This window comes from Streptomyces hainanensis (assembly GCF_004348415.1).
Lineage (GTDB): Bacteria > Actinomycetota > Actinomycetes > Streptomycetales > Streptomycetaceae > Streptomyces > Streptomyces hainanensis.
The window spans coordinates 1-12,294 of sequence record NZ_SMKI01000230.1 but is presented as its reverse complement, the minus strand read 5'-3'; the positions used below and the strand labels follow the sequence as shown (position 1 = coordinate 12,294).

Annotated in this window: 7 protein-coding genes; 5 read left to right on the top strand and 2 right to left on the bottom strand. The window is 74.8% G+C overall.

What is annotated here, in order from left to right:
• Positions 1-76 precede the first annotated feature (76 nt).
• Positions 77-1,345 carry a serine/threonine-protein kinase gene (locus E1283_RS20895; protein ID WP_132819635.1) on the bottom strand — a complete coding sequence of 423 codons (1,269 nt, stop codon included), beginning with the start codon at positions 1,343-1,345 and terminating at the stop codon, positions 77-79.
• 122 nt (positions 1,346-1,467) lie between these two features.
• A complete protein-coding gene (locus E1283_RS20890) occupies positions 1,468-3,174 on the bottom strand; it encodes a serine/threonine-protein kinase (RefSeq protein ID WP_132819634.1) in 1,707 nt (568 codons plus the stop codon).
• A gap of 393 nt (positions 3,175-3,567) precedes the next feature.
• On the opposite strand from E1283_RS20890, the gene E1283_RS20885 reads away from it, so the two are divergent.
• The 5 genes from E1283_RS20885 to E1283_RS20865 form a co-directional block, all read left to right on the top strand.
• Positions 3,568-6,102, top strand: a complete 2,535-nt coding sequence (locus E1283_RS20885) for an FHA domain-containing protein (RefSeq protein WP_132819636.1) — start codon at positions 3,568-3,570, stop codon at positions 6,100-6,102.
• A 266-nt stretch (positions 6,103-6,368) separates the two neighbouring features.
• Positions 6,369-7,754 (top strand): ABC transporter substrate-binding protein, encoded by a 1,386-nt coding sequence (locus E1283_RS20880; RefSeq protein ID WP_132819633.1) that lies wholly within the window; start codon positions 6,369-6,371, stop codon positions 7,752-7,754.
• A gap of 78 nt (positions 7,755-7,832) precedes the next feature.
• A complete protein-coding gene (locus tag E1283_RS20875; protein ID WP_132819632.1) occupies positions 7,833-9,134 on the top strand; it encodes a carbohydrate ABC transporter permease in 1,302 nt (433 codons plus the stop codon).
• Positions 9,131-10,060, top strand: coding sequence for a carbohydrate ABC transporter permease (locus E1283_RS20870; RefSeq protein WP_132819631.1), 930 nt, complete (start codon positions 9,131-9,133; stop codon positions 10,058-10,060). The genes E1283_RS20875 and E1283_RS20870 overlap by 4 nt, the downstream gene beginning before the upstream one ends.
• 169 nt (positions 10,061-10,229) lie before the next feature.
• A partial coding sequence (locus E1283_RS20865; RefSeq protein ID WP_165956196.1) for a bifunctional glycosyltransferase/CDP-glycerol:glycerophosphate glycerophosphotransferase occupies positions 10,230-12,294 on the top strand: 2,065 nt, incomplete at its 3' end.

Sequence of the window (12,294 nt, the reverse complement as noted above, 5' to 3'; positions counted from 1 at the left end):
GGCCGGGGGCCGGGCCGGGCGCCGGGCCGGGCGCCGGGCCGGGCGCCGGGAGCGCGGTCGCCGCAGGCCCCGGGCCCTACGCGGGCTCGGGGAGCTCGACGGTGGCGAGCCGGCCGTCGCCGGCCGGCTCGCCGAGGCCGTCGTCGCCGCTGTCGCCGCCGGAGAGGAGCAGCCAGCCGCCCAGGGCGGCGGCGCAGACGAGGGCGGCGGCCGTCACCGTCAGCCGGCGCCGGCGGCGGGCCGACGCGGTGTGCCGGGCCGAGCCGGCACGCGGCTCGCCGGCGGGCCTGATGGTGCGCGCGGTGCCGTGCGCGCCCCCGGCCAGCTCCTCCGCGTCCGGCACCCGCATCCGGGTGTGGGTCTCGCGCTCCGAGTCGGGCGCCGTGCCGCGCACCAACGGCACCGCCGCGCGCCCCCCGCCACCGCCGCCCGTGCCGGCCATGGCCACCACGGGCTCCTCGACCACGGCCGGCTCGGCCGCGGCCTCGGGGTCGCCGATGTCGAGCGGCGGCAGGCCCGCCAGGTCGGGCAGCAACTCACGCAGTCGGGAGGCCAGTTCGGCGGCCCGCAGCCGGGAGGCCGGGGCCTTGGCGAGGCACTGCTGGATCAGCTCCCACAGCTCGCGCGGAATGCCGGGCAGCTCGGCCGCGGTCTCCGTCACCTGGCGGCGCAGCACGGCGCCCGGGTGGCCGCCGCCGAACGGGGTGAAGCCGGCGAGCAGTTCGTAGAGCACGGTGACGAGGGCGTAGATGTCGACGGCGGCGCGCGGCGGCAGGCCCTCGACGATCTCCGGGGCCAGGTAGTCGGGGGTGCCGACGACCCCGCCCTTGCCACCGTGCCGGGGCTCGTCGATCAGCTTGGCGACGCCGAAGTCGGTGAGGAGCGCGACGCGGCCGCCCTCGGGTGTGTCGAGCAGGATGTTCTCGGGCTTGACGTCGCGGTGCACGATGCCGGCGGCGTGCGCGACGGCGAGGCCGTTGGCCACGGCGGCGACGATCTCGACGGCCTCGCGGGGCGCGAGGCGGCGCTCGCGCTCCAGGTGGCGGCGCAGGTCGGGGCCGCGCACCAGGTCCATGACCAGGGCGACCTCCTGGTGCTCGCGGGTCTCGTCCTGCTCCGCGATGACCAGGTCGCGGACGGCGACGATGTTGGGGTGTTCGAGACCGAGCAGGGCGTGCCGCTCGTGGGCGAACCGCTCGGCCAGGTCGCGGTCCGCCGCCAGGTCCTCACGCAGGAGCTTGATCGCCACGGGGCCGTCCGGCCCTTCCCCTAGCCAGACCGTTCCGGCACTGCCGCGGCCGAGCACACGGTGGGTGGTGTAGTGGCTGCCGATGTTCCGTGCCATGGCGTGAGGCTACGACGACCCGTCAGGTGACGGGACTACCGCATGCCCGGCTTGCCCGGTTTTATTGGCATGCCTCGGCGAAATTCCACTCCCGGAAGTCGATAAATCTCCGAGGTCGCCGATTATTCGGGGACGCTGTTCTGGATGTCCTCGACCTGTTGATTGGCTTCGTCGATCAGGCCAAGCCATTCACGGACATCGTCGAACCACGTGGTGACGGTGTCCCAGAAACTCCGGCCGTCAGCAATCCAGTCCTGAAGCGGCGTGAAGTTCCAGACGAGAAAGGCGATCACGACCAGGATCAGCACCATGAACAGGCAGCCCTTGAGGCAGCCCAGCCCCGGGATGCGCATCGGGTTCGCGCTGCGTGACCGGCCGCGCGGCTCCTCGCCCCGGCGGGGCGCCGGTTCCTGGTAGGGCGGCGGCACCGGCGGCTGGTAGCGCTGGGGCTGCTGGTACTGCTGCGGGGGTGCCTGGTACTGCGGCGGCTGCTGGTACTGCGGCGCCGGCGCGACCGGGTAGCCGTAGGCGCCGCCCTGCTGCTGGGGCGGGGGCGCGACGTGCTGCGGGCGGCGCTGGGGGCGCCGCTGCGGGGCGCGCTGGAGTGGGTCGAGCGCCGGCTCGGCGGGCTGGACCCTGGTCGGCTCGTTGCGGTCGCGGGCGGCGCGCAGCTGGTTGCCCCAGGCCGTCGGGAGCTCCGGTTCAGGGGCGCCCTGGGCCGGCATGGCGCGGGTGGTCGACAGGTCGTCGCCGCCCTGGCCGGGACCGGCGCCGTGCTGCGGAAGCACGCTGGTGGCGGCGTAGGGGTCGGGGGCGCCACCGGCCGAGCCGCCGTGCATCACCTGGGTGGGCTCGGCCGATCCCGGCGGGCTGATGCCGGTGCCCGGCACCAGGACCGGCGTGGTGTCCGGCGCGAGCAGCGCGGCGACGCCGAGCGCGGCCGTGCGCTGCTCGGGGCTCGCGCCCTCCGCGACGCCGGCGGCGACGGTGCGCAGCGAACGGGCCAGCGAGGTGGCGCTCGGCCGCTCGTCGGGGCTCTTGCGCAGGCAGCACTCGATGACCGTCCACAGCGGGTCGGGCAGCCCGGCGGGCCTGCGGGGCTCGTCGGTCAGGTGCCTGCGCAGGATCTCCAGGGTGCTGCCACCGCCGAACGGCGGGTTCCCGGTGACCAGTTCGTAGAGCAGGATGCCGGCGGCGTAGACGTCGACGGCGGAGGTCTGCTGGCGGCCCTCGGCCGACTCGGGGGCGACGTAGGACGGCGTGCCGACGAACTCGCTGGCGCGGGTGACGCCGGGCGCGTCGGCCAGCCTGGCGATGCCGAAGTCGGTGAGCATCGGCCGCAGCGCGGCGTGCTCGTCGTTCACGCCGGCGAGCAGCACGTTGGCCGGCTTGAGGTCGCGGTGCACGATGCCGCGGGCGTGGGCGGCGGCCAGCGCGTCGGCGATCTGGGCGGTGAGGAGGGCCGCGGCCACCGGCGTGAAGCGGCGGTTCTCGTAGAGGTAGCGGTGCAGGTCGGGCCCGTCGATCAGGTCCATGACCAGCGCTATCATCTCGCCCTCGACGACCAGGTCGCGGGTGCGGACGATGTTCTGGTGGTTGTCCCCGCTGAGCCGGAGCAGCACGGCGCGCTCGCGCAGGAAGCGCATCACGACGTCGGGGTCGGCGGCGAGCTCCTCCTTGAGGACCTTGATGGCGACGAGTTCGCCCGGCTGCCCCGCCACTGCCGCCTCGTGCCCGGCGGCCTCGCGCTGCCGGCCGCGGTAGACGGTGCCCGTGGCACCACGCCCCAGGGGCTCCTCGAGCAGGTATTTGCTGCCGACCGGCCGCACGCGCGCTCCCTGGTGCTTCGCTGATGGTGACGGGTTCGAGTTCCCTACTGTAGTGCGACCGCCTGTGCTACGGCGGCGCCGCCCGATCGCGGTCGGGTCACGTGGTGGGACGCGGTGCCGGGACGCTTGGTTGCGCCACGCGGTCGCGCGGGCCGTTACGATCACCTGCGCCACCGGGGGCGCCGAGGTGGCCACCAGCGATCAGTTTTGGTCACAACTTCTGCTCGGTTTCCGGTCAGAAACAGGCAATCAAGATCATTAACTGACGGGTGCGCGGCGGGTCGTCAGTGGCGGGTGCGAGGATGCTTCTCGCATCAGCATCCGATGCGACGACTGGTGCGATCGGGCGCGTGACAGCCGGGGCTGGCGTGGTGACCGGGAGGGCCGATGCCGATTCAGATCAGGTTGACCGTTCTCGTTCATGGAGACGCCGGCTCGGGTGTGGACGTACAGGTCACCGCACCCGCCGACACCCCGCTCGCCGCGGTGCTCGGGCCGCTGGCCACCGCCGTGGCCCCCGGCTCCGCCACCCCGAGCGTCGTCTTCTGCGAGGACCGCAGGCTCGACCCGCGGCGCACCCCGCTCGGCCAGCCGCCCCTGGTGGACGGCGCGGTGCTCGCCTTCCACCGGCCCGTCGAGGGCCCGGGCCCCGAGCCGGTGCCCGGCCGGCTGCTGGTGGTCGCCGGGCCCGACGCGGGCGGCGTGCACCTGCTGCGCGGCGGCGAGGCCAGGATCGGCCGCTCGGCCGAGGCCGACATCCCGCTCGACGACCCGGACGTCTCCCGCGTGCACTGTGCGGTGGCCCTCGGCCCGGGCGGCCGGGTCACCGTCACCGACCTGGGCTCGCGCAACGGCACGCTGCTCGACGGCCGGCCGGTCGCCGGCGGCCCGGTGGTGATGCCGCCAGGCGCGCTGCTGCGGCTCGGCGAGTCGCTGATAAGAGTCGAGGCGGCGGACGCCGTGCCGCCGCCCCCGTCCTCGTCGCCGGCCGAGGTGCCCCAGGCCCGCCGGCGTGGCCTCTCGGCGCTGGCCGGGCGGCGGCCGGCCGAGCCGGCCGAGGCGCCGGCCCCCGCCGGGGCCCCGGCACCGGCCGAGGGTGCCGCCGAGGCGCGCTGGCCCGACCTGGCCGCCCTGCTGCTCACGGCCCTCGGCTCGGCCGGCGCCCCCGCCGCCGGCCCTCGGCTGTGGGAGCGCGGCCCCACCCACCAGGACGCCTACGGCGTCCGCCTCGGCACCGCCCAGCGCGCCGCCGCGGCCCCGCGGCCGGTCACCGTGTCGCTCCCCGAGGCCGGCTCGCTCGGCCTCGGGGGCCCCCGCGAGCGGGTGGCCGGGGTGGCCAGGGCCGCCCTGGCCCAGCTGGCCGCGCTGCACCCGCCGAGCGCGCTGGAGCTGGTCGTGCTGGCCCCGGGCCGGGCCGCCGAGTGGTCCTGGCTCGGCTGGCTCCCGCACACCCGGCCCACCCGTGGCCAGGAGTGCCGGCTGCTGCTCGCCTTCGACGCGAAGCAGGCGACGGCCAGGATCAAGGAGTTGACGGCGCTCACCGCCCAGCCGGCCGGCGGCCGCCGCACCGTGGTGCTGGTCGACGGCGACCCGGGCACGGCCGACGCGCGGGCCGCCCTGGCCCACCTCGCGATAACGGGGCCGGCGGCCGGCGTCCATCTGATCGTGCTCGCCGAGGCGCCGCCGGCCACCCCGGCCTCGCCCACGGCGCGGACGCTGGCCGCCGCCCGCGCGGCGTCCCCGCTCTTCCGCGCCTGCGGCACGGTGGGCCTGCTCACCGGCGCCGTCGCCACCTCGCTGCGGCTGATCGGCTCGGACGGCGCGGAGTCCCCGGCGGCCGGCGCCGACGCGGTGTCCGCGGCCTGGGCCGAGCGGTTCGCGCGGGCGCTCGCGCCCGTCGGCGAGGAGACCGGGGGCCAGCCGGCCGCGCCCTCGCCGCGGGCGCCGGCCACGCCGCTGCCGGAGAGCTGTCGGCTGCTCGACGCGTTGGAGCTGTCCCGGGTCACCCCCGGCACGCTGCGGGAGCGCTGGCACCGGAACGCCGGGCTGCCGCTGGTGCTCGGCACCGGCGTGGAGGGCCCGGTCGCCGTCGAGCTCGCCGACCTGACCACCCCGCTGACCGTCGACGGCGGCCCCGGTTCCGGCCGCACCGAGCTGGTGAACTCGCTGGCCGCCTCGCTGGCCAGCACCCTCGGCCCCCGCGACCTGTCGCTGCTGCTGGTCGAGGGCGCGGGCGACGGGCTGCGGCCCAGCGCCGAGCTGCCGCACGTCGCCTCCTACGTGGGGGCCACCGACCCGGTGCGGATACGGGCGTTCGCCCGGGCCCTGCGCGAGGAGTTGAAGCGGCGGGCCACGCTGCTCGGCGAGGCCGACTTCGGCCGCGCCCCCACCAGGACCCGTCGAACCCCGCCTTCCCCACGCCCCGCGGCGGACCAGGAGCTGCCGCCGATGCTGGCGCGCGGCAGCGACCCGCTCCCCTGGCTCGTCGTCCTGGTCGACGACTTCGACGCCCTGCTGACCCCGCCGCTCGGCGCGCCAGGCCGGCAGGCCGCGGGTTCGGTGCTGCGCGTGCTCGACGCGGTGGCCGGCGAGGGCCGCCGGCTGGGCGTCCGGCTGATCCTGGCCGGCGGCCGGGTGGCGCCCGGATCGACGGCCTGGGTCGCGCTGACCGGCCAGCCGCCCGGGCGCGGCGAGCTGCGGCGCCCCGGTGGCGCCACCGCCTTCCAGGCCGGCCGGGTCACCGGCCGGATCCCCCGCACGGCCACGCTGCGGCCGACCGTCACCCGGCTCGACTGGGCCCGCGCCGGCGATCCCCCGACCGCCCGTCCCGTCCGCGAGCTGGGCAACGGCCCGACGGACATGGCCCTCCTCGCCAGCGCGGCCGCCCGCGCCGCCGAGACGGACCACCCCACCGCGACGCTGGTCTGAGGCCCCCGCCCCACCTTTCGGGCGCGATCGTCTTCCGGTTGGCATCAGGTTGTGAATGAACAGATGCGAACGCATCCGGACTTGTCTGACCGGGTTGCGTGCAGAGCCATAACATCCCGATCACAAAGGAGAGTTGGTCCAGACCCCGGTATTGCCCGCGCATCCCCCCGGGCGTAGGACATGGCCCACAGGACATGCGGTGTGGCAGGGCCTGCAGCCAGCCGGCTCGGCGCATTGCCGCACCCTGAAGGGGTGAGGCGGTGTTCATGCGCGGTTCAGGCCGGGGATCCCGGCGAAGGGCCGGAGGAACCAGAGGAACCACTCGTGCCGTGATCGCAGCAGTGACCATGCTCACGGCACTCACGGCGTGTGGCGACGACGGCGACGAGAACCGGGCCGACCGGGAGCCGACGATCGAGCTACCGGACCTCAGCGGCCAGAACCTGGAGGTCGCGGCCGTCTGGACGGGCGCCGAGCGTGACAACTTCCTCCGGGTGATGGACGAGTTCGAGGCCAGGACCGGGGCCTCGGTCAGCTACGTGCCGAGCGGCGACAACGTGTCGCAGTTCGTCGGTTCCAAGATCGAGGGCGGCGCGCCACCCGACATCGTGATGGTGCCGCAGCCCGGCGTGCTCCGGGAGTTCGCCCAGAACGGCTGGATACCTCCGGTCGGCGACCTCGTCCAGGAGCAGTTGGACGCCAACTACACGCCCGGCTGGCAGGCCGTCGGCCAGCACGAGGGCGAGCAGTACGGCGTCTACGTGAAGGTCGCCAACAAGTCGCTCGTCTGGTACAGCTCGACGGCCTTCGACTACGCGGGCGTCTCGGCGCCCGCCGACTGGGACACGTTCGTCGACACCGCGTGGACGGTCTGGGAGTCCGGCACCACGCCGGTCTCGGTGGCCGGCGGCGACGGCTGGACGCTCACCGACTGGTTCGAGAACATCTACCTCTCGCAGGCCGGGACCGAGGCGTACGACCAGCTGATCGCCCACGAGATCCCGTGGACCGACCAGACCGTCACCGACGCGCTGACCACGCTCGGCGAGCTGTTCGGGCACAACCAGCTGCTGGCCAACGGCAACGGCGGTTCGCTGCAGACGGACTTCCCGACCTCCGTCACCCAGACCTTCATCAACCTGGAGGTCCCGGACGCGGCCATGGTCTTCGAGGCCGACTTCGTCGGGTCCGTCATCACCGACTCGACGGACGCGGTGATCGGCGAGGACGCGCTGGTCTTCCCGTTCCCCGCGGTCGGCGCGGGCGACCCGCCGGTGGTCAGCGCCGGCGACGCGGCGGTCGCCGTGGCGCCGAACGGCGAGGCGTCCGAGGCGCAGGAGGCCATGCTGGCGTTCCTCGCCTCCACCGACGCCGCCTGGATCTGGGCCGAGGGCGGCGGCATGGTCTCCCCCAACCGGTCGCTCGACCTCGCCGCCTACCCGAACGACGTGCAGCGCGGCATCGCCGACGCGCTGATCTCGGCGGGCGACGACTTCCGCTTCGACCTCTCGGACCAGACGCCGGCCGCGTTCGGCGGCACCACGGGCCAGGGCATGTGGCAGGGCCTGCAGAACTTCCTGCGGAACCCGGACGACGTCCAGGGCGCCCAGGAGTACCTGGAGTCCCAGGCGGTGAGCGCGTATGGCGAGTGAGACCGCGACGGCCGGGGACCGGCGGAGGACCCCGCCACGGCCCCATGACGACTCATCACGGACGGAGACGGAGATCCCATGGCTTCCGGCAAGGCGGTGATCAGAGCCCGCCCCTGGGCGGTCGCCAGCTTCCTGCTGCCCGCGCTGCTGCTGCTCGGCGCGCTGGTCCTCTACCCCATCGGGTACTCGGTCTGGCGCAGCTTCTTCGACGCGTCGGGTGACGACTTCGTCGGCCTCGACAACTTCGCGGAGATCTTCGCCAACGAGTCGACCAGGACCGCGCTGCGCAACAACCTGATATGGATCATCCTGGCGCCCACGGTGGCCACCGCGCTGGGCCTGATCTTCGCGGTGCTGACCGAACGGCTGCGCTGGGCGACGGCGTTCAAGCTGCTGGTGTTCATGCCGATGGCCGTGTCGATGCTGGCCTCCGGCATCATCTTCCGGCTGGTCTACGAGCAGAACCCGGAGCGCGGCCTGGCCAACGCGGTGATGACCACGGTCCACGACACGTTCGCCGGCAGCTCGTCCTGGCCGGACGCCGAGCCACGCCCCGGCGGGTCGCTCAGCGCGCAGGACGACGGCTCCTACCTGCTGGACGGCACCGTGTCGGCCGGCACCCCGGTGCTGCTGCCGCTGGTCGCGGTGCCCCAGCCGGAGCTGGCGGACGCCGAGCCGGCGGCCACGGCGGCGAGCGACCCGGGCCAGGTCACCGGCACGGTCTGGATGGACTTCACCCGGGGCGGCGGCGGCACGCGGGACGCCATCGACGCCGACGAGCGCGCGCTGGCCGGCGTCACCGTCCAGGCGGTGCGGGACGGCGACGTGGTGGCCGAGGCCGACACGGCGGCCGACGGCACCTTCACGCTCCCGGCAGAGGACGCGGACGGGGCCCAACTACGCTTGGCGGCCAGCAGCTTCACTCCGCCGTACAACGGCGCGAGCTGGCTCGGCCCGGAGCTGATCACGCCGGCGATCATCGGCGCCTACGTGTGGATGTGGGCCGGCTTCGCGATGGTGCTGATCGCCGCGGGACTGGCCAGCGTGCCCCGGGAGACCCTGGAGGCCGCGCGCGTCGACGGCGCCAACGAGTGGCAGGTGTTCCGCCGGATCACCGTCCCGCTGCTGGCGCCCATCCTCGCCGTGGTGACGGTGACGCTGATGATCAACGTGCTGAAGATCTTCGATCTGGTGTACATCATCGCGCCGAGCTCCAGTCAGGCCGACGCCAACGTGCTGGCGCTCCAGCTCTACATCTCCTCCTTCGGCGCCGAGCCCGACCAGGGCCTGGGCAGCGCGATCGCGGTGCTGTTGCTGCTGCTGGTGGTGCCGGTGATCATCTTCAACCTCCGAAGGCTGCGACGGGAGAACCAGCGGTGACCGCCACCACCTTGACCGCGCAAGCGCCGGAGCCGGCGAAGGCCGGCGGGCCGACGGCCGAGTCCGGACCGCCGAAACCCTCGTTGGGCTCCCGGCTGGCCTCGATCGCGGCGAGCGGCGCGGTGCGCGTCGTGCTCGTCGTGCTCGCGCTCGTCTGGCTGCTCCCGACGGCCGGCCTGTTCGTCTCCTCGTTCCGCACCCCGCGCGACATCGCGTCGAGCGGCTGGTGGGAGGCGCTGACCGACCCGGGGCAGTGGACGTTCGCCAACTACGACGCGCTGCTGAGCAACGACACCTTCACCGGCTCGCTCTGGACCACCATCGCGATCACCGTGCCGTCCACGCTGCTGGTGATCGTGCTGGGCGCGGCGGCCGGGTACGCCTTCGCCTGGCTGGACTTCCCCGGTCGGGACTACTGGTTCCTGCTGGTGGTGGCGCTGCTCGTGGTCCCGGTGCAGATGGCCCTGCTGCCGGTGGCGCGGCTCTTCAACACGCTGGGGATCTTCGAGACGACGCTGGGCGTGGTGATCTTCCACTCCGCGTACGGTCTGCCGTTCGCGATCTTCCTGCTGCGCAACTTCTTCGCGGAGATCCCGCGGGAGCTGCTGGAGGCGGCGCGGCTCGACGGCGCCGGCGAACTGCGGCTCTTCACCCGGGTGGTGCTGCCGCTCGGCGGGCCGGCGATCGCGGCGCTGGGCATCTTCCAGTTCATGTGGGTGTGGAACGACATGCTGGTGGCGCTGATCTTCGCGGACGCGGGCTCGCCGCCCATGACCGTGGCGCTGCAACAGGAGATGCGGCAGTTCGGCAGCAACTTCGACGTGCTGGCGCCGGGCGCGTTCCTGACCATGCTGATCCCGCTGGCGATCTTCTTCGCCTTCCAGCGGCAGTTCGTCGCGGGCGTGATGTCGGGCGCGGTGAAGTAGCGCCCCGTCCGTCCACCCGCCCGTAGCCGCCGGCCCCCGTGTCCCGGGGACCGGCGGCTACGCCGTTCGGTGGGTTCGGGGCCGCGACACCTCGGCCCCTCCCCGGAATGACGGTACGGAAGAGCGATTGTCAGATGGTCCGGACAATCCCTCCCGTGGATGTGGTGCCGTGCCCCGCTTCAGCATCATCGTGCCCGCCTACCAGGTGCAGGCGCAGCTGCCCGCCTGCCTGACGTCCGTGCTCACCCAGGACTTCCGGGACGTCGAGCTGATCGTGGTCGACGACGCCTCGCCGGACGCCTGCGGCGAGATCGCCGCCGAGTTCGCCGCCGCCGACCCCCGGGTCACCGCGCTCCGCCTCGACCGCAACGCGGGTCCGGGACCGGCCCGCAACGCCGGCCTCGACCGGGCCACCGGCGACTACCTGCTGTTCCTCGACGGCGACGACACCCTGACGCCCGGCGCGCTCGCCGCCGTCGCGGCCCGGCTGCGGGCCGCCGGAGAACCCGAGCTGCTGGTGTTCGGGCACGCCCGGGTCTCCTGGCGGGGCGAGGCCGCCCCCGGCGACCCGCCGGGGACCCTCTCCGCCCGCTCCCCCGCCGTCACCTCGCTCGCCGGCCGGGCCGACCTGCTCCGGCTGCCGCCCGTCGCCTGGGCCCGCGCCTACCGCCGCGACCTCGTCGCCCGGCTCGGCCTGCGCTTCCCGGCCGGCCACTACCAGGACGTGCCCTTCGCCTACCCGGCGCTGGCCGGCGCCGGGTCCATCGCCGTCCTCGACCGGATCTGCCTGCACCACAGGGAGCGCCGGCGCGGCGGCCGGGCGCGGAGCGCCGGCGACGGGCACCTGGACGTGCTGCGCCAGTACGAGCTGGCCTTCGCCCTGCTGCCCACCGACCGCTGGCGGGCCGCGCTCTACCGGCGGATGGTCGTCCACCTCACCGCCGTCCACCGCGGCCCCGGACTGCCGGCGGCCGACCGGGCCGCGTTCCTCCGCGGCTGCCGGGAGCTGTGCGCCAGGCACCGGGCCGCCGCCGGCGCCACCGCCATCGGCGGCCGCCCGGGCGCGGCCCTGCCGCGGCCCCGGCTCCGCGCCCGGCGCGTGTACCGGCTGCTCGCCACCGGCCGACGCCTCGCGCTCCGGGCGCACGGCACCCTCGACGCCGGCGTGCGCGCCGTCGTCGCTCGCGCACGCGCCATCGCGCTCCGCGCGCACTATCTGATCCAGCTGCGCCGCCCGCTCGACCCGGGACTCGCGGTCTTCACCACCCACGACCAGCGCTACGGCTGCCACCCGGCGGCCATCGAGGCCAAGCTGCGGGAGCTGACGTCCGGCATCGCCACCGCCTGGGTGGCGGGTCCCGAACACCCGCTGCCCCAGGGCGTGCGCCGGCTGCTGCCGGACACCGCCGAGCACTGGGCGGCGCTGGCCCGCGCCCGTTACCTGGTCGGCAACACCGCCTTCCCCACCGCCCTCGCCGCCCGCCCCGGCCAACTGCGGCTCCAGACCCACCGCGGCACCCCGCTCGCCCATCGGGGACTGGACACGGCGGATCCCGAACTCGGCCCGCTGCTGCGCGAGATCGACCGCTGGGACCACAGCCTGTCCGCCAACCGGCACACCACCCTGGCCTGGGGCACCGCCTATCCGGCCGACTACACGATCCTCGAGTACGGCTCGCCGCGCGCCGACCTCTTCCACACGGCGCACGCCGAGGAGGTGCCACGTGCCCGCGCACGCCTCGGCGTACCCGAGGGCGTGCGCGCCGTCCTCTACGCGCCGGCCCCCCGCGGCTACCGCCACACCCCGCTGGACACCGCCCAACTGGCCCACGAACTCGGCCCCGGCTTCGTCCTGTTGACCCAGGACGAGCACCCGGACGTGCCACCGGAACGACTCTGCCTGGCGGCCGACGCGCTGGTCACGGACTACTCCCCGGTGCTCTTCGACTACGCCGGCCTCGACCGGCCGATCGTCGTCCACGCCCCCGACTGGGAGGCGTACCGGGCCGTCCACGGCGCCTACCTCGACCTGCCGGAACTCGCGCCGGGCCCCGTCACCCGCACCCTCCCCGAGCTGGCGGCCGCCCTGACCGGCGACTGGCTCTGGTCCCACCCGCGCTCGGCCGAACTGCGCGCCGAGTTCCGCCGCCGCTTCTGCCCCTACGACGACGGCTTCGCCGCCGAACGCGTGGTGCGGGCCTTCTTCCTCGGCGGGCGCCTGGTGCCGCCCGTGG

Excerpts from the sequence above, each read along its gene's own strand:
- E1283_RS20880 (WP_132819633.1), top strand. The coding sequence starts at position 6,369 with ATGCGCGGTTCAGGCCGGGGATCCCGGCGAAGGGCCGGAGGAACCAGA.
- E1283_RS20895 (WP_132819635.1), bottom strand. The coding sequence starts at position 1,345 with ATGGCACGGAACATCGGCAGCCACTACACCACCCACCGTGTGCTCGGC.
- E1283_RS20875 (WP_132819632.1), top strand. The coding sequence starts at position 7,833 with ATGGCTTCCGGCAAGGCGGTGATCAGAGCCCGCCCCTGGGCGGTCGCC.